This is a genomic window from Aurantiacibacter arachoides (genome assembly GCF_009827335.1).
GTDB lineage: Bacteria > Pseudomonadota > Alphaproteobacteria > Sphingomonadales > Sphingomonadaceae > Alteraurantiacibacter > Alteraurantiacibacter arachoides.
On record NZ_WTYH01000001.1, the window covers coordinates 939,038 to 956,871 of the forward strand.

The 17,834-nt window shown below is 64.8% G+C and carries 17 protein-coding genes and 1 tRNA gene; 15 read left to right on the plus strand and 3 right to left on the minus strand.

Annotated elements, in window-relative coordinates:
• The first annotated feature begins 14 nt into the window (after positions 1 to 14).
• The 4 genes from GRI62_RS04625 (at position 15) to GRI62_RS04640 (ending at position 4,362) form a co-directional block, all read left to right on the plus strand.
• Positions 15 to 356, plus strand: a complete 342-nt coding sequence (locus GRI62_RS04625) for a YbaB/EbfC family nucleoid-associated protein (RefSeq protein WP_131452221.1) — start codon at positions 15 to 17, stop codon at positions 354 to 356.
• A 196-nt stretch (positions 357 to 552) separates the two neighbouring features.
• Positions 553 to 1,404 (plus strand): energy transducer TonB, encoded by an 852-nt coding sequence (locus tag GRI62_RS04630; RefSeq protein WP_160731814.1) that lies wholly within the window; start codon positions 553 to 555, stop codon positions 1,402 to 1,404.
• Between the two features lie 132 nt (positions 1,405 to 1,536).
• A complete protein-coding gene (gene lon / locus GRI62_RS04635) occupies positions 1,537 to 3,927 on the plus strand; it encodes an endopeptidase La (RefSeq protein WP_131452223.1) in 2,391 nt (796 codons plus the stop codon).
• Between the two features lie 162 nt (positions 3,928 to 4,089).
• Positions 4,090 to 4,362: an HU family DNA-binding protein gene (locus GRI62_RS04640; protein WP_131452224.1), complete on the plus strand. Its 273-nt coding sequence runs from the start codon at positions 4,090 to 4,092 to the stop codon at positions 4,360 to 4,362.
• A gap of 96 nt (positions 4,363 to 4,458) precedes the next feature.
• Here the strand turns inward: GRI62_RS04640 and rlmB are convergent, their stop codons facing one another.
• Positions 4,459 to 5,295, minus strand: coding sequence for a 23S rRNA (guanosine(2251)-2'-O)-methyltransferase RlmB (gene rlmB, locus GRI62_RS04645; protein WP_131452225.1), 837 nt, complete (start codon positions 5,293 to 5,295; stop codon positions 4,459 to 4,461).
• A 103-nt stretch (positions 5,296 to 5,398) separates the two neighbouring features.
• Between rlmB and GRI62_RS04650 the strand changes: the two genes are divergently transcribed.
• Positions 5,399 to 5,484 (plus strand) — tRNA-Tyr (locus GRI62_RS04650).
• A 21-nt stretch (positions 5,485 to 5,505) separates the two neighbouring features.
• On the opposite strand, the gene acs is transcribed toward GRI62_RS04650, so the two are convergent.
• Complete coding sequence (gene acs / locus GRI62_RS04655) at positions 5,506 to 7,437, minus strand: acetate--CoA ligase (RefSeq protein WP_131452226.1); 1,932 nt, start codon at positions 7,435 to 7,437, stop codon at positions 5,506 to 5,508.
• A 116-nt stretch (positions 7,438 to 7,553) separates the two neighbouring features.
• On the opposite strand from acs, the gene GRI62_RS04660 reads away from it, so the two are divergent.
• From GRI62_RS04660 to tsf, 4 genes are all read left to right on the plus strand, one after another.
• Positions 7,554 to 8,306: a phosphatidylserine decarboxylase gene (locus GRI62_RS04660; RefSeq protein WP_131452227.1), complete on the plus strand. Its 753-nt coding sequence runs from the start codon at positions 7,554 to 7,556 to the stop codon at positions 8,304 to 8,306.
• Positions 8,303 to 9,190, plus strand: coding sequence for a CDP-alcohol phosphatidyltransferase family protein (locus GRI62_RS04665; RefSeq protein ID WP_373282991.1), 888 nt, complete (start codon positions 8,303 to 8,305; stop codon positions 9,188 to 9,190). Before GRI62_RS04660 ends, GRI62_RS04665 begins: the two co-directional genes overlap by 4 nt.
• A 599-nt stretch (positions 9,191 to 9,789) precedes the next feature.
• Positions 9,790 to 10,581 carry a 30S ribosomal protein S2 gene (gene rpsB / locus GRI62_RS04670; RefSeq protein WP_131452228.1) on the plus strand — a complete coding sequence of 264 codons (792 nt, stop codon included), beginning with the start codon at positions 9,790 to 9,792 and terminating at the stop codon, positions 10,579 to 10,581.
• Between the two features lie 106 nt (positions 10,582 to 10,687).
• Positions 10,688 to 11,614 (plus strand): translation elongation factor Ts, encoded by a 927-nt coding sequence (gene tsf, locus GRI62_RS04675; RefSeq protein WP_131452229.1) that lies wholly within the window; start codon positions 10,688 to 10,690, stop codon positions 11,612 to 11,614.
• 69 nt (positions 11,615 to 11,683) lie between these two features.
• On the opposite strand, the gene GRI62_RS04680 is transcribed toward tsf, so the two are convergent.
• Positions 11,684 to 12,514 (minus strand): metallophosphoesterase, encoded by an 831-nt coding sequence (locus GRI62_RS04680; RefSeq protein ID WP_131452230.1) that lies wholly within the window; start codon positions 12,512 to 12,514, stop codon positions 11,684 to 11,686.
• Positions 12,515 to 12,643: 129 nt separating this feature from the next.
• On the opposite strand from GRI62_RS04680, the gene pyrH reads away from it, so the two are divergent.
• The 6 genes from pyrH (at position 12,644) to rseP (ending at position 17,702) form a co-directional block, all read left to right on the plus strand.
• Positions 12,644 to 13,363, plus strand: coding sequence for a UMP kinase (pyrH, locus tag GRI62_RS04685; RefSeq protein ID WP_131452231.1), 720 nt, complete (start codon positions 12,644 to 12,646; stop codon positions 13,361 to 13,363).
• 3 nt (positions 13,364 to 13,366) lie between these two features.
• Complete coding sequence (frr, locus tag GRI62_RS04690; protein WP_131452232.1) at positions 13,367 to 13,924, plus strand: ribosome recycling factor; 558 nt, start codon at positions 13,367 to 13,369, stop codon at positions 13,922 to 13,924.
• Between the two features lie 62 nt (positions 13,925 to 13,986).
• Positions 13,987 to 14,628 (plus strand): polyprenyl diphosphate synthase, encoded by a 642-nt coding sequence (gene uppS / locus GRI62_RS04695; protein ID WP_234027519.1) that lies wholly within the window; start codon positions 13,987 to 13,989, stop codon positions 14,626 to 14,628.
• Entirely contained in the window at positions 14,615 to 15,436 is an 822-nt protein-coding gene (locus GRI62_RS04700; RefSeq protein WP_131452234.1) for a phosphatidate cytidylyltransferase, read from the plus strand. Before uppS ends, GRI62_RS04700 begins: the two co-directional genes overlap by 14 nt.
• 6 nt (positions 15,437 to 15,442) lie before the next feature.
• The gene (locus GRI62_RS04705) at positions 15,443 to 16,597 is read left to right on the plus strand and encodes a 1-deoxy-D-xylulose-5-phosphate reductoisomerase (protein WP_131452235.1); all 1,155 of its coding nucleotides are present in this window, start codon (positions 15,443 to 15,445) and stop codon (positions 16,595 to 16,597) included.
• On the plus strand, positions 16,590 to 17,702 hold the full coding sequence (gene rseP, locus GRI62_RS04710) for an RIP metalloprotease RseP (RefSeq protein WP_234027369.1): 1,113 nt from the start codon (positions 16,590 to 16,592) through the stop codon (positions 17,700 to 17,702). The genes GRI62_RS04705 and rseP overlap by 8 nt, the downstream gene beginning before the upstream one ends.
• Positions 17,703 to 17,834: the final 132 nt, after the last annotated feature.

The window sequence follows — 17,834 nt, forward strand, 5'->3', positions numbered from 1 at the left end:
AGAAGGACCAAGTTATGCAGAACATGGAAGAAATGATGCGCGCGGCGCAGGAAGCCGCCACCAAGATCCAGCAGCAGATGCAGGACGCGCAGGTAAAGCTGGACAGCATCGAGGTCGAGGGCAGTGCCGGCGGCGGTCTGGTAAAGGTCCGCGCCAGCGCGCGGGGCCGCATCATCGCGGTGTCGATCGACGACAGCCTGTTCAAGGAAGAGGAGAAGACGATCCTCGAAGATCTGGTCACCGCTGCCTTCAACGATGCGCGCGACAAGGCGGACCGGAAGGCAGGCGAACACATGGCCGAGATGCAGCAGGGCCTGGGCCTGCCGCCGGGCTTCAACCTGCCGGGCATGGGGTGATCCGTAGGCGTGGTGCGTGAGCGGCGCTCTTATCGCAACCGCATCACGGCATGACCGCGAACCTTCGGTTGTGCGGACGCGCTACCCGTGCTGGCCATAAGATCGCCCGCGCGCCTTTGTGCGGAAAGATCAAATAATTGACAGGCGTGATACTTCCCTGCAACTTCTTTGCATGGGGATCAGGACTTTCGCAGGATTGCTCGCGGCCGCGGCCATGTATGTATCACCGGCAGCGGCGCAGGACTCCGTCATAGGGCAGCTGTCGCTGCAGCCCAGCACGCCGTGGAACGTCGACTATGCGCAAAACAGTTGCGCGATCATGCGTGGATTTGGGCCGGACGATCAACGCGTCCTGTTCGAACTGCGACAGTTCGTGCCCGGTGGCCCATACCGGCTGATGGTCGCCAGCGAGCACCTGGGCAGCGCCCGCGGCGATCCCGTCGTGACAATGACGCCCGGAGAAACCCGACCGCTAAGCGATGCCCGTCGTCTTCGCGCCAATGGAATGCGCGGAGTGGCGGCAACGTTGCGCACCTCATCGGAACCTGCATTGCCCGATGAAACAGGCGAACTTGTGCAGGTTGAAGATGCCATCAACGTCGAAGCAACGCGCGCGATGACCTTTCATGACACTTTCGATCGCGATGTGGCGCTGGCGCTCGGCGATCTCGCGCCTGCAATGGAAGCGATGCGGGTGTGCCTGGACGACCTCGTTACCGAATTGGGATTCGATCCCACCGCCCTTCGCAACGTCGCCCAGGCAGCCGCGCCGTTGGATCAGGCCAGGTGGGCGCGCGAGGTGAGCCAGCATTTCCCGACTGCAGCGCTGCGAGCCGGCAGGGATGCCCGGATCACGGCTTCCACCATCGTTAATCCGCAGGGCCGGATCGTGCGCTGCGCGGCGACCAATGCGCTCGGGGACGAGGATTTTGAGGCGGTCGCCTGCGCTGCCATGATGGAATATGCGCGCCTTACCCCGGCGTTGGATACCGCCGGGGAGCCGACCTTCGGATCCTACACGGTAACGATCGTCTACACGGTGTCCTGAGGGCGCGGAGCAGCGACGGTCGCTCCATCCACACCAATCCGTCCGCACCAGTTGCACCCATGCGCGCCGAACCCATATCGGCGGTAAGGACAAGCGGCGCATGACAATGCCGCACAACGGACGGACTTACCTATGAACGCCTACCCCCTCCTCCCCCTTCGTGACATCGTCGTCTTCCCCGGCATGGTCGTGCCGCTGTTCGTGGGTCGCGACAAGTCGGTGGCGGCGCTGGAGGCGGCGATGGAGGGGGGGCGTGACATCTTCCTCGTCGCGCAGCTCGATCCGGCCTGCGACGATCCCGAGCGCGATGACGTCTACGACATCGGCACCGTCGCACAGGTGCAGCAGATGCTGAAACTGCCCGACGGCACCGTCCGCGTCCTGGTGGAAGGCCAGTCGCGGGCGAAGATTTCCGATTGGCGGGTGGATGGCGACTTCGTGCTCGCGCAGACCGTCGCGGTGGACGAGGCGACGGCATCGGGCAGCGAGGTCGCGGCCATGATGCGCAGCGCGCTCACCCAGTTTGGCGACTATGCCAAGGCCAGCAAGAAGATGCCCGAGGACATCGAGACCGAACTTGCCGAGATCGATGATGCCGGCAGTCTGGCCGATGCCATCGCCGCCAACCTGACGGCCAAGGTCGACGCCAAGCAGCAGTTGCTTGCCGAAACCGACGCGCTCAAGCGGCTGGAGATGGTCTATTCGCTGATGGAGAGCGAGCTTTCCGTCCAGCAGGTCGAACGCAAGATCCGCGGCCGCGTGAAGCGGCAGATGGAGAAGACGCAGCGCGAATACTACCTCAACGAACAGTTGAAGGCGATCCAGAGCGAGCTGGGCGGGGCAGACGGCGAAGGGGACGAGCTTGCCGAGCTGACGAAGAAAATCGCCGAGACCAAGCTGTCGAAGGAAGCGCGCGAAAAAGCCGAGAGCGAGCTGAAGAAGCTGCGCGGAATGCAGCCGATGAGCGCCGAGGCGACCGTCGTGCGCAACTATCTCGACGTGCTGCTCGGCCTGCCGTGGGGCAAGAAGAGCAAGCTGAAGAAGGATATCGCGCAGGCCCAGCAGGTGCTGGATGCCGATCATTATGCGCTGGAAAAGGTCAAGGATCGCATTGTCGAGTATCTTGCGGTGCAGGCGCGCACGAACAAGCTGAAGGGGCCGATCCTGTGCCTCGTCGGCCCGCCGGGTGTCGGCAAGACCAGCCTTGGCAAGTCCATCGCCCGCGCGACCGGGCGCGAGTTCATCCGCCAGAGCCTTGGCGGCGTGCGCGACGAGGCGGAAATCCGTGGGCACCGCCGCACCTACATCGGCAGCCTGCCGGGCAAGATCGTGTCCAACCTGAAGAAGGCGGGGACCAGCAACCCGCTGTTCCTGCTCGACGAGATCGACAAGCTGGGGCAGGATTTCCGCGGCGATCCCGCCTCTGCCCTGCTCGAGGTGCTCGATCCCGAACAGAACAACAAGTTCCAGGACCATTACCTGGAACTGGACATCGACCTGTCGGACATCATGTTCGTGACCACGGCCAACAGCCTCAACCTGCCGCAGCCGCTGCTCGATCGCATGGAAATCATCCGGCTAGAAGGCTACACCGAAGACGAAAAGGTCGAGATTGCCCAGCGTCATTTGATCGACAAGACGGTGGCCGATCATGGGCTGAAGGCTGGCGAGTTCATCCTGACCGAGGACGCTCTGCGCGACCTCATCCGCTATTACACCCGCGAGGCGGGTGTCCGCACGCTGGAGCGCGAGATCGCCCGGCTGGCGCGCAAGAGCCTGCGCCGGATTCTCGAGGGCAAGACCGAAAGCGTAATCGTGACGCCCGACAATCTCGGCGACTTTGCCGGGGTGCGCAAGTTCAAGCACGGCGTTTCCGAGGAAGAAGCGCAAGTCGGCGCGGTAACCGGGCTCGCCTGGACATCGGTGGGCGGCGAACTGCTGACCATCGAAAGCGTCACCACGCCGGGCAAGGGCGAGGTCAAGACCACCGGCAAGCTGGGCGAGGTGATGAACGAAAGCGTCGCCGCAGCGTTCAGCTTCGTCAAGGCGCGAGCGCCGGCTTATGGCATCAAGCCGTCGATCTTCCAGCGCAAGAACGTCCACATCCACCTTCCCGAAGGCGCGGTGCCGAAGGACGGGCCAAGCGCAGGCATCGGCATGGTCACGTCCATCGTTTCCACCCTCACCGGCATAGCGGTGCGGCCCGATGTTGCGATGACCGGTGAGGTTACGCTGCGTGGTCGCGTGCTGCCGATTGGCGGGCTGAAGGAAAAGCTCCTCGCGGCGCTGCGCGGTGGGATCAAGACCGTGCTGATTCCGGAGGAGAACCAGAAGGATCTCGCCGAGATACCCGCCAACGTGAAGGAAGGGCTGGAAATCATCCCCGTCTCGCACGTCGATCAGGTGCTCGAACACGCGCTGACCGCAATTCCGGCCCCGATCGAATGGACCGAGGCGGACGATCTCGCCAGCCAGCCGCACGCGCAGGGCGTGGGGGGAGGACCAGGGGCGGTCGCGCACTGAACCTTGCTGTGCGTTAATAATACGTGGCCGAGGCAAAAACCTCGCTCCCGGGCCGGATAGGCTTTGACAGGTTGCGGAAAAGTCGCTCAATTCCCCGCCTCGCCATGCGAGTCCTTAACGGACCGCGCGCCAAGAAATCCATTCTGAGGGGGTTGTCCACCAATGAACAAGAACGAACTGATCGGTGCTGTCGCGGATTCGAGCGGCCTGTCGCGCAACGATGCGACGAAGGCCGTCGAAGCCGTGTTCGACACGATCCAGAGCACGCTCAAGAAGGGTGACGAGGTTCGGCTGGTCGGGTTCGGAACATTCTCGACCGCTCGGCGCAAGGCGTCGACCGGACGCAACCCGCGCACCGGTGAACCGATGACGATCAAGGCATCGACGCAGCCGAAGTTCAAGGCCGGCAAGGGCCTGAAGGATTCGGTCAACTAGTCTTCTGGGGAGAGGGCGCCCGGCGCGGTTACGCTGCCGGGCAAGGCGAGGGTCGTCCTGCGGGGCGGCCCTTTCCTTTTGCGCTGGCGAAAATGCCTAGCCCACCGCCCGCGTGGCGATGGCATACAACGCGATGGCGGCTGCGTTCGAGACGTTGAGGCTTTCCATGGCGGCGCTGATAGGCAGGCGGGCGAGCGCGTCGCAATGCTGGCCGACGTTGTGCCGCATCCCTTCGCCCTCCGCGCCGAGCACCAGGGCGACTGGTCCGGTGGGCAGCGCTTCGGCAAAGTTCGCCTCCGCCTCGCCGGCAAGGCCGATGCGCCAGTATCCGGCTTCGGCGATCTCCTCCAGCGCGCGGGCAAGGTTCACCACGCGCACCCAAGGCACGATTTCCAGCGCGCCAGAGGCGCTCTTGCCGATGACGCCGCTTTCGGGCGGGGCATGCCGATCCTGGGTGACGATGGCGGCGGCATTGAAGGCCGCGGCCGAACGCAGGATTGCGCCGACGTTGTGCGGATCGGTCACCTGGTCGAGCACGACAATCGGGCGATCGGCATCGCCGGCCAGGACATCGGACAGATGCAGGTCGTCTAGCGGATCGCATTCCAGCACCAGGCCCTGGTGCGGCGCATCGCGCGCCACCAGGCGCGCCAGGTCGGCGACCTCCGCCCGCTCGAGCGGGAAGTCGGCGGGCAGTTCGCCATCAAGCGAGTCGAGCCCTTCGAGCGTCGCCCAAAGCTTGCGATGATGGCGATCGGGGTTGTTGAGCGCCGCCTCCACGGCATGGCGGCCCCACAGGCGCACGGCACCCTTGGACGCGCGACCGGATCCACGCCCGCCCTGCATCCTGCCGGCGCGCCCGCGCAATGCTCTCTTGTTATCCTTCGCCATGTATTCCTCGCTAGTCGGCCGCTCCCCTGCCAGCACGCCCATTGACAGGCAAGCGGTGCTTCGCCATTGGGGCGCCTCTCGGCTGAACGGCCCTTCTTGCGAAGGGCCTTTGCATGCGGGTTTCGGCCCGCTTCCGGCACGGTGTGGACAGGTGGCCGAGTGGTTAAAGGCAGCAGACTGTAAATCTGCCCGCGCAAGCGTACGCTGGTTCGAATCCAGCCCTGTCCACCACCGCCGCTACCTCAGGCTTGCCTAATCGTTCTGCCGCCCCTCGATCAGCCGATCCACCAGCGTGGGATCCGCCAGCGTCGAGGTATCGCCCAGCGCGCCGTAGTCGTTTTCGGCGATCTTGCGCAGGATGCGGCGCATGATCTTGCCGCTCCGCGTCTTGGGCAGGCCATCGGTAAAGTGCAGGTGGTCGGGCGTGGCGATTGGGCCGATCTCCTTGCGTACCCACTGGCGCAGTTCGGCGGCAAGGTCGTCGGAACCTTCATTGCCCTCCATTAGCGTGATGTAGCAATAGATGCCCTGGCCCTTGATATCGTGCGGATACCCGACGACCGCGGCCTCGGCGACCTTGGGGTGGAGCACCAGCGCGCTTTCGACCTCGGCGGTGCCCATCCGGTGGCCGCTGACGTTGATGACGTCGTCGACCCGGCCGGTGATCCACCAGTATCCGTCCGCATCGCGCCGGGCGCCATCGCCGGTGAAATACTTGCCGGGAAAGGTGCTGAAATAGGCCTCCGTGAACCGTGCATGGTCGCCATGGACGGTGCGCGCCTGGCCCGGCCAGCTGCGGGCGATGCACAGGTTGCCCTCGATCTCGCCATCGCCGGTCACCGGTGTGCCCTCGGCATCGACCAGTAACGGCTCGACACCGAAGAACGGGCGACCGGCGCTGCCCGGCTTCATGTCGTGGGCGTAGGGCAGGGTGGTGATCATGTGGCCGCCGGTCTCGGTCTGCCACCAGGTATCGACCACCGGGCAGCGACCTTCGCCGACCACGTCATGATACCAGCGCCACGCCTCGGGATTGATCGGTTCGCCCACGGTGCCGAGCAGGCGCAGGCTGGATCGGGCGTGGGGTGTCACCCAGCGGCTGCCTTCACGCATCAGGGCGCGGATGGCAGTGGGGGCGGTGTAGAAGATGGCCACCTCGTGTCTTGCGATCACCTGCCAGAACCGGCCATGATCGGGGTAGTTGGGCACCCCTTCGAAGATCAGGCTGGTGCCGCCGTTGAGCAGCGGCCCGTAGGTGACATAGGTGTGGCCGGTGACCCAGCCGATGTCGGCGCTGCACCAGAACACCTCGCCCGGCTGGTAGTCGAACGTGTACCGGAAGGTGGCGGCCGCCCAGACCGCGTAGCCGCCGGTGGTATGCAGAACGCCCTTGGGCTTGCCGGTGCTGCCGCTGGTGTAGAGGATGAACAGGGGGTCCTCCGCCGCCATGTCCTCGCACGGACAGTCGGCATCGCTGGCAAGGTCCGCATACCAATGGTCGAGTCCCGCGCGCATCGGGACATCCGCACCAGTATGAGGGATTACGAGCACGCCATCCACGGCGACGCCGGGCAGGTCCAGCGCGGCATCGACGTTGGCCTTCAGCGGCACGGCCTTGCCGCCGCGCAGGCCCTCGTCGGCGGTAATGACAAAGCGGCTCTCGCAATCCATTATGCGGCCGGCAATGCTTTCCGGGCTGAACCCGCCGAACACGACCGAGTGAACGGCGCCGATGCGCGAACAGGCCAGCATGGCCACCGCGCCCTCGACGATCATCGGCATGTAGATGGTGACCCGGTCGCCCTTGCGCACGCCCAGCGTCTTGAGCGCGTTGGCCATCCGAACGACCTCGGCGTGCAGTTCGCGGTAAGTCAGCGACCGCGTGGGCGTAGATGGATCGTCCGGTTCGAACAGGAAAGCCTTGGCGTCGCCGCGGCTTGGCAGGTGACGGTCGACGGCATTGTGACACAGGTTCAGCCGTCCATCCGCGAACCAGGCAATCTGCGGCGGATCGAACGACCATTCGCCGCCTTTTGCAGGCTTGCGCGACCAGTCGAGGCACTCCGCCTGTTCCAGCCAGAAGGCGTCAGGCTGCTCGATCGAACGACGGTACATGACGTCGTACTGTTCGGGCGTGCAGTGGGTATCGGAGGGTGGTGCAGGGTGGGGAACGATGTCGCGCATGGGCCGGACTTTACGCGCCCCGGCAGGATCGACAAGTGCCGAACCTCGCCACCCCGGAACGCTGGAACCCGCGGTCGCAGCTTGTGACACGCCGGTTCCGCGCCTAGGAGCAGGCAATGGCTGGTGAATTGAGAGACAACCGCGGTCGCGGTGATGCCGAATGGGGCCTGCCCCCGATCCACCCCGAGGGCCGGAAATTCGGCCTGATTGCCGTCGGCGTTTCGCTGATTTTCCTGCTGTTGCTCGACTGGGAGATCGTCGGCTGGCCACTGCTGATGCTCTCGGTGGGAGTGTTCGCCTTCTTCCGCGATCCGGAACGGGTGGTTCCGCACGGGGAAAATACGGTGGTTTCTCCGGCGGACGGCCAGGTATCGCTGATCATGCAGGTTCCGCCGCCCACCGAGTTGCAGGGCACTGACGGCGATGGCGGGCCGGGCCTGGGCGCTGAACCCGTCACCCGCGTGTCGATCTTCATGTCGATGTTTGACGTGCACATCAATCGTGCCCCGATCGCCGGTACCGTGCGGCGCATCGTCTACATTCCGGGTGCCTTCATGAACGCCGATCTCGACAAGGCGAGCGAGGAGAACGAGCGTCAGCACGTCCTTCTGGAGCGTGCCGACGGGCAGCGGGTCGGCTTCACGCAAATCGCCGGGCTGGTGGCGCGGCGCATCGTGCCGTTCATCAAGCCGGGCGATATCCTTGCCGCCGGCCAGCGCGTGGGCCTGATCCGGTTCGGCAGCCGCGTGGACGTCTATCTTCCTGCCGGCACCGACAGCCGGGTGCTGGTAGGGCAGCGCGTGATCGCAGGGGAAACCGTGCTGGCCGAAATCGGTTCTCGCGTGCATATCGAAGGGGTCAGCCAATGACCCTTCCCGGAGACAACATGTCCGACGCATACAACGATCTCGACGATGATGGTGCAGCCAGCCCCGGACCGGCCTGGCTCGGCCCCAAGGCCAGCGAGCACGAGCACGTCACCCGGTCGGGCGGGGGCAGGGGCCTGGCCATGCGCGCGGTGGTGCCCAATGCCATCACCGCAGCTGCCCTGTGCTCGGGCCTGACCAGTATCCTGTTTGCTATCGGCGAACAGTGGGACAAGGCCGTGTTCGCCATGGTCGTGGCCGGCATCCTCGATGCCATGGACGGACGCGTCGCCAGGCTGCTGAAGGCGCAATCGCGTTTCGGCGCCGAGCTTGACAGCCTGTCCGATTCGGCCAGCTTCGGCATTGCCCCGGCGCTTGTCCTGTACCTGTGGTCGCTGGTGGAGGCGCCGCGGCTCGGGTGGCTGGCGGCACTCGCCTACGCTATATGTTGCGCCCTGCGGCTGGCGCGATTCAACGCGCGCATCGATGTGGAGGACCAGCCGCACAAGCTGGCCGGGTTCCTCACCGGCGTGCCCGCGCCGATGGGGGCGGGCTTCGCTTTCATGCCGATCTATCTCTGGCTGGCTACGGGCGAGCAGGTGTTCCGCGATCCCCTGCTCGTGGGGCCGTGGTTGTTCATCGTCGCCTTGCTGATGGTTTCGAACCTCGCCACGCCGAGCTGGAATTCGCTGAGCCCCTCACGCGATTTGAAGCTCGCATTCATTGCGATCGCCGGCTTGTTGGTAGGCGGACTGCTGATGGAAACCTGGTGGACGCTGGTCCTGATAGGGGGGATTTACCTGGCCCTGATCGCCTGGACGATAACGCGTTACGCCCGGATCAAACGGACCCGCGCGGAAGCGATCAGGACGCAACCGCCCGCGTAGAGGCCTCTCGGGAGCGACGCAGTAGCGCAGTCGTTTTGTGACCAGCAAGACTGCCCGCGCCAAGTTCCGCGCGAATGACACGGAACTGTTCGACCCCATAACGTACCGATACGTAGGCAGAGTAGATGGCGTAGGCGGCCACCAGACCGAAGAACAGCGAAACCGCAATAGCCATCATCGTCCAAATCCTTGTGCGAGGCCGGAAGCCTATAAGCAAAATCTAACATGGCGGCGAAAGGTTCCCGTTTCCGCCATTCCTGACACCTCTGTTCCATTTATGTTCTAGCGCGTCAAGGCATTTGTTCCGCTTGTGTTCCAGCCTGCGCAATCAGGTGCGGCCGATCGTACAATCCGTAAACCGGGGCGCGCGGTCGGCTGGTCTTTGATTTTCACCATCTCATCGCGAAGTGGCGTAATTCCCTACTGGTAAATGCCGTTAGCTTGGCGTAGGGGCGCTCCCGCCGAGGTCCATTGCATCGACGCAACTGGCCGCGAATCGGCAAATTCACATGGAAGGCACATATCCCGGTGCCGCCTGCGGTAGTCTTGCCGCGGCCGGTTCCCCGCCCTCCAGAGGTATAACCGGAAGGAATTTTATTATGGCGGCTCCTACCGTCACCATGCAGCAATTGATCGAGGCCGGCGTTCACTTCGGCCACCAGTCCCACCGCTGGAACCCGCGGATGAAGCCGTATATCTTCGGCGCCCGCAACGGTGTGCACATCATCGACCTGTCGCAGACCGTGCCCCTGATGGCGCGTGCGCTCGACTTCGTGCAGCAGACCGTCCGCGCGGGCGGCAAGGTCCTGTTCGTCGGCACCAAGCGTCAGGCGCAGGAGCCGATTGCCCAGGCTGCGCGAGCCTGTGGCCAGCACTATGTCAACCATCGCTGGCTGGGCGGGATGCTCACCAACTGGAAGACTATTTCAGAGCGCATCAAGCACCTCAAGGCGCTGGAAGAGCAACTTTCCGGTGAGGCGACCGGCCTGACCAAGAAGGAACGCCTTAACCTCACGCGCAAGAAGGAAAAGCTGGAGCTTTCCCTCGGCGGCATTCGCGACATGGGCGGCGTGCCCGACGTGATGTTCGTGATCGACGCCAACAAGGAAGACCTGGCGATCAAGGAAGCCAACGTGCTCGGCATTCCGGTCGTCGCGATCCTCGATACCAACGTCGATCCGGAAGGCATCGCCTTCCCGATCCCCGGCAACGACGATGCCAGCCGCGCCGTGCGCCTGTATTGCGATGCTGTCGCCCAGGCCGCCACCAAGGGCCGCGGCGAGGGTGTGGTCGATTCGGGCACCGACATCGGTGCGATGGATGCTCCTCCAGCCGAGACCCAGGATGCTGCCGCCGAGCCGGCCGCCGAGGAAGCCAAGGCCGACGCCTGATCGCTCCCCGCCGCGCGGTGCGCCTGCGCCCGCGTAACATGAATACCCATCAAGGCGCCGGTCCGATCGCGGACCGGCGCCGCATGATTTCAAAAAGGACTACAACATGGCTGCTTTTACCGCCTCCGACGTAAAGGCCCTGCGCGAGAAGACTGGCGCGGGCATGATGGACGCCAAGAAGGCGCTCGAGGAATCGAACGGCGATATCGAGGCCGCGGTCGACGCGCTGCGCGCCAAGGGTCTGGCCACCGCCCAGAAGAAGTCGAGCCGCACCGCGGCCGAGGGCCTCGTCGGCGTCGCCGTCGAAGGCACGAAGGGCGTGGCCGTCGAGGTCAATTCCGAAACCGATTTCGTCGCCAAGAACGACAAGTTCCAGGATTTCGTGCGCAAGACCACCGAGGTCGCGCTCGGCACTTCCGGCGATGACGTGGACGCGCTGAAGAGCGCGGCCTATCCCGACGGTGGCACCGTGTCCGACAAGCTGACCGACAACGTCGCCACCATCGGTGAGAACCAGCAGGTCCGCCGGATGAAGAGCGTGAGTGTCGAGCACGGCGTTATCGTGCCCTACATGCACAACGCCGCCGCGCCGAACCTCGGCAAGATCGGCGTGCTCGTCGCGCTCGAGAGCGAGGCCGATGCGGACAAGCTCGAGGCGCTGGGCAAGCAGCTTGCCATGCACATCGCCGCGGCCTTTCCGCAGGCGCTGACCGCCGATGACCTCGACGCCGACGTGATCGCGCGCGAGCACAAGATTGCCGCGGAAAAGGCGTCCGAAACGGGCAAGCCCGACGACGTGCAGGCCAAGATGGTCGATGGCGCGATCAAGAAGTTCGCCAAGGAAAACGCGCTGCTCAGCCAGGTGTTCGTGATGGACAACAAGACCCCGATCGAACAGGTCGTCGCCGCCGCCGCCAAGGATGCCGGAAAGCCCATCGTGCTGAAGGATTACGTCCGCTTCCAGCTCGGCGAAGGCATCGAAAAGGAAGAGAGCGACTTTGCCGCAGAGGTTGCCGCAGCCGTAAAGGGCTGATCGCTCTTTTAACGCGTTCGAAAAGGCCGCCGGGGTTCGTGCCCCGGCGGCCTTTTTCATGTCCGGCGACTAGCGCGGGCCCAGTTCGATCAGCCAGATTTCGGGATGGGTGAACAATCGCAGCGGAATCAGGCTGGTCCCAAGCCCCGCACCCACGATTACCGTCTGCCCGCGCTCCACTGTTCGCCCGCAGCCGAAGCGGTCGCCATAGCGCGACAGGTGCGCGGGCGCGCCGCCCCAGGGATAGGCGATCTGGCCGCAATGGGTGTGCCCGGCGAGCAGCAGCGACACGTCATCCGGCATCTGCGGAAAGACATCCGGGCTGTGCGTCAGCACCAGCCGCCCGCCGGCCAACCCGCGCATCGCTTCTATCGTCGCGGGCATAGCGTCGCGCCGGGTGTACGGATCGTCCACCCCGCCGATTGCCAGCGGCCCGACCTGCACGGCTGAATTCTGCAACACCCGGATTCCGTGCAGGTCGAGCTCCCGCCGGAGCCCAGGCCAGTCGAACCAGTGATCGTGGTTGCCGGGCGCTACGACGACGCCCAGCGGTGCGGTCAGATTCCCTAGCGGGGCGACGATCTCCTGCGGCGTGTAGACATGGGTCGCCGTGGACTTTTCGCTCACAAGGTCGCCTGCGATCAGGACGATGTCCGGCCGCAGCGCATTGATCTGCTCGACGATGCGTTGCAGCCGTTCGAGCGGCATGTCCGGCCCGGCGACGTGGATGTCCGAGATCAGCGCCGCGGTGATCGGCGGCGTGCCTGCCGGATAGCCGGCCAGCGCCACCCGGGCGCGCAAGACTTCGGGATTGCGCGTGGTGTCGTGCCAGCCCTTGGCACCCAGGGCGATTGCCAGGACGAGCATGAAGGTCGCGATGGCTTTCCAATGCTGCACCATGAAGGGCAAGCTGCGCCAACACGTGCCGGAGGGCAAGACAGCCCGTTAAAACCGCCGGGGAACACTTGGCAGCGCGCGCCGCTGCCTCTACAGCCCGCGCAACTGCTCCCGAGAGGACGATTTTTCGCAATGCTTCTGCCTGGTACCAAACGCATCCTGCTCAAGCTTTCGGGCGAGGTGCTGATGGGCGACCAAGGGTTCGGAATCGATCCGGCGCATGTCCTGCGTCTTGCCGAGGAAGTGAAGGCAGCCAAGGAGACGGGCCTGCAGATCTGCCTGGTCATCGGCGGGGGCAACATCTTTCGCGGCATGGCGGGCGCCGCGCAGGGCATGGACAGGGCGCAGGCCGATTACATGGGTATGCTCGCCACGGTGATGAACGCGCTGGCGATGCAAAATGCGCTGGAGCAGCTGGGCGTCGACACCCGCGTCCAGAGCGCCATCCAGATGGACCAGGTGTGCGAGCCGGTGATCCGTCGCCGGGCCGAACGGCATCTGGAAAAAGGGCGCATCGTGATCTTCGCCGCCGGCGTAGGCGCGCCTTATTTTACCACCGATTCAGGGGCCGCGCTGCGTGCCGCGGAAATGCGCTGTGATGCGCTGCTTAAGGGCACCAGCGTCGATGGCGTCTACAGCGCCGATCCCAAGAAGGATCCCGCTGCAACCCGTTACGATACAGTCACCTACGGACAGGTTCTGGCAGAGAACCTGAAGGTGATGGATGCCTCCGCCGTGGCGCTGTGCCGTGACAACGACATTCCCATCGTGGTCTTCTCCATCCGTGAGCGCGGCAACGTTGCCCGCGTGCTGGCGGGCGAGGGGACCCAGACACTCGTGCAGAAGGATTAAGCCATGCCCAAGTATGAAAAGGCCGACGTGGAACGCCGCATGGTCGGCGCGGTTGAAAGCCTGAAGGGCGACCTTGGCGGTCTGCGCACGGGCCGCGCCAATACCGCGTTGCTCGATCCCGTGGTGGTCGAAGTCTACGGCTCGATGATGCCGATCACGCAGGTTGCCACCGTCTCCGCACCGGAAGCGCGGATGCTGGCCGTGCAGGTGTGGGACAAGGCCAACGTCAGCGCGGTGGAAAAGGGCATCTCCAAGGCCAACCTTGGCCTCAATCCGATGAGCGATGGCCAGACCATTCGCCTCCCGCTGCCAGATCTTAATGAAGAGCGGCGTAAGGAACTCGCCAAGCTCGCCAACGACTATGGTGAAAAGGCCAAGATCGCCATCCGCAATGTGCGCCGCGACGCCAACGATGCGTTGAAGGAAGACGAGAAGAAGAAGGAAATCTCCGAGGACGATCGCAAGCGTCTGGAGGACGAGGTGCAGAAGCTGACCGACAAGCACGTCGCCGATACCGATGCGACGGTGGAGAAGAAGGTCCAGGAAATCCTGACGCAGTAAGCGTCGGGTTGGTCTTCCCTCTCGTGGCCCAAGCCAACTATCCCCGTCATGTCGCCATCATCATGGATGGCAACGGGCGCTGGGCGAAAAGCCGCGGCTTGCCGCGTGCGCTCGGCCACAAGGCCGGCGGGGATGCGGTAAAGCGCACGGTGGAGGCCGCCGGCACGCTGGGGCTGGACTGCCTCACGCTCTACGCCTTTTCCAGCGAGAACTGGAAACGCGAGGAAAGCGAAATTTCCGATCTGATGAACCTGATGCGACGGTTCATCGAGCGGGAACTGGACGCATTTGTTGCGGAGGGCATCCGCCTGAAGATCATCGGCGATTACCGCGCCTTTGCCCCGGACATCGTGGAAAAGCTGGACATCGCGCTCGATCGCACCGCGGGCGGCACGCGCACGCTGGCGGTGGCCCTCAATTACGGCGCACAGCAGGAAATCGCGCGGGCGGCGCGGCTGGCGGCGGCGGAGGGGGCAATCGACGCCGATGGCATCGAACGCCACCTCTTCACCGCAGACCTGCCGCCGCTGGACCTGCTGATCCGCACCAGTGGCGAGGTGCGCCTGTCGAACTTCTTGCTGTGGCAATCGGCCTATGCCGAAATGCTGTTCACCGATGTGCTATGGCCTGATTTCGGCGAAGACCATCTGCGCGCGGCCTGCGAAGCGTTCGCCACGAGGGAGCGACGCTATGGCGGACGCTGACATCGGCGGACTGGACGAGCTCGACGACCTGGAAGGCTTCGAACTGCTGCCGGAACCGCGCCGTCGCGACCGGATCAAGTCGCTGGCGAAAAAGGCCTTGCCGGTGCCGCTGTGGGTGCGCACCAGCGACCTGCCCAAACGGGCCGCGAGCGCGCTTGTGATGCTGGCCGTGGCGGGGCTGGGGCTGTCGCTGGGCGGCATCGTGTGGGACGCCTTCATCATCCTTGTCGCGCTGATCTGTTTTGCCGAACTGGCGCGGCTGGTCTGGCGGGCTACGCGCAACCCGCTGGGCCGCGTGCTCGGTCTGCTGGCGGGCGCGGGTTACATCGGTGTGGCGACCGCCGTGTTAACGGGGCTTGGCGACTTCCTTCTCATCCTGGCGCTCGGGGTGACGATCTTTACCGACACCGGCGCCTATTTCAGCGGCCGCACCATCGGCGGGCCCAAGATCGCCCCGCGCATCAGCCCGTCGAAGACCTGGGCGGGGCTGGCTGGCGGCATGATCGCCTCGGGCGCTTGGGTGGTCGGCTGGGTGCTGGCGATCGACCGGGGACCCGCCTGGCTTGGCCCGCGGTTCGAACTCGGGCTGAACCTCAATGCGACTAATCTGTTAGCCTGTATTGCGCTTGGCGCCGGGCTGGCCATTATCGCGCAGATGGGAGACTTTTTCGAAAGTTGGCTTAAACGCCGGGCACACATGAAGGATTCGTCCAACCTGATCCCCGGTCACGGCGGCGTTTTCGACCGGGTCGATGGCCTGTTGCCCGTCACCATCGCCATCGCTGGTCTTGGCGCAGCGCTGGTCTAGCCCCGGATGACGCGCAGTATATCCCTTCTCGGAGCGACCGGGTCGATCGGCGATTCGACGCTCGCCCTGATCCGCTCGCAGCCTGACCTGTGGCGGGTGGTGGCGCTTACCGCCAACTGCTCGGCGGAAAAGCTGGCGCGGCTGGCGCGCGAATTCGGCGCCGAGATCGCCGTGGTCGGCGACGAGGGATGCCTGGACGAGCTGCGCGAGCATCTGGCGGGATCGGGCATCGAGGCCGCTGGCGGGGCCGAGGCCCTGTGCGCGGCCGCAGCGCGCCCGGCCGACATTACCGTTGCCGCCATCGTCGGCTGCGCCGGGCTGGCGCCTACGATGGCCGCCATCGAGCAGGGCAAGACCGTCGCGCTCGCCAACAAGGAGGCGCTGGTCAGCGCGGGCGAGGTGATGACGGCCAAGGTGGCGGCTCATGGCACCACGCTCCTGCCGGTCGACAGCGAACACAACGCCATCTTCCAGTGCCTGCAGGGCAATGACCTGGCAGACGTGCGCTGGATCACTCTCACGGCCAGCGGCGGGCCCCTGCGCACCAGGACGCTGGCCGAACTTGACGCGGTGACGCCTGCCCAGGCGGTGGCCCATCCCAACTGGGACATGGGCGCCAAGATCAGCGTCGACAGCGCCACGATGTTCAACAAGGGCCTGGAATTCATCGAGGCGCATCACCTGTTTCCGGTCGGGCTGGATCGCCTGCGGATCGTCGTCCACCCGCAGAGTGTGATCCATTCGATGGTGGAATATCGCGACGGATCGACCCTGGCGCAGCTTGGTCCTTCCGACATGCGCGTGCCCATCGCCTCGACACTCGCCTGGCCCGCACGCATGGACACCGCCTGCAAGCCGCTCGACCTGACGTCCATCGGAGAGCTCAGCTTCTTCGCCCCTGATGAAGAGCGTTTCCCGGCGACGAGGCTGGCGCGCGAGGCGGTGCATGCAGGGGGCGGGGCGCCGGCGGTGCTCAATGCCGCGAACGAAGTGGCGGTTGCCGCCTTCCTCGCCGGTCAGATCAGGTTCACGCAAATTTCGGCAATAGTGGCGCATACCCTCGACAGCTATACGCCGCCCGCACCCCGATCGCTCGATGACGTTCTGGCCATTGACGCCCGGGCACGCGCACGCGCTGCCGCCATGCTGGAGCATGCCTGACTTGGAATTCGAGAGCCTGCCTTTCTGGATGTACATCGCCGGGTTCCTAGCGATGCTGGCGCCGCTCGTGGTGCTGCACGAACTTGGTCACTACCTCGTCGGGCGGATGTTCGGCGTGGGGGCGGATGCCTTTTCGGTCGGCTTCGGCAAGGAGGTGGCGGGCTTCACCGACAAGCGGGGCACCCGGTGGAAGCTGTCGATGCTGCCGCTGGGCGGTTACGTGCAGTTTCGCGGCGACATGAACCCGGCCAGCATGCCCGATCCCGATGCCCCTGCGGGGGCGGACCACTTCCAGTCCGCCGCATTGTGGAAACGCGCGCTGATCGTGGCGGCGGGCCCGGTGACCAACTTCCTGGTCGCGATCGCCATTCTCGCCAGTTTCAACGCCCTCTACGGCAAGTCGGTGACAGATCCGGTGGTGCAGATCCTGTCCGAAGAGGGTGCCGCAGCCGGAGCCGGGATCGCGGTTGGTGACCGCATCGTTGCCATCGACGGCCAACGGATCGAGGATTTCTCCCAGATCGGCGGCATCGTGGCGCCCTATCCGGACGAGGAGATGACGTTCCGGGTCGAACGTGCCGGGCGCACGTTCAACGTGCCGCTGACGGTCGCCAAGCTGGAAGAGGTCGACCGCTTCGGCAACCGGTTCAGCGTCGGGCGCGTCGGCATCGGTTCGGGCCCGCCATCGTTCGCCCCGGTGGGGCCGGTCGAGGCTGTCGGCCTTGCCTTTGCCCAGACCGGGCAGATCCTTGACATGATGGTCACCGGCATCTGGCAGATCATCACCGGTCGTCGCTCGGTCGAGGAACTGGGCGGCCCGATCACCATCGCCAAGTTCTCCGGCGAGCAGCTCAGCCTGGGGTTCAGCCAGTTCGTATGGTTCGCCGCGCTCATCTCAATTAACTTGGCATTCATTAACCTCCTGCCAATTCCCGCCCTAGACGGTGGGCACCTGGCGTTTTACGCGGTCGAGGCAATCCGCCGTCGGCCAGCCAGTCCCCGCAGTCAGGAGCTTGCGTTTCGAGCCGGTATCGCCGTGGTTTTGGCGCTGATGGTCTTCGTGACGCTGATCGATATCGCCAAGCTGCCGATCTTCGGCAGTTAGGCGGGAAACAAGGCAATCTCGACGCGGACGAGTGGCGTATTCCCGATGAAATCCGGACAAAGCGGGAAGTGCCTGCTTGATTGCCCTCGCGGCATCGGGCAAGGGCGCACTTCGCGTCGCCGGCCGGATTTC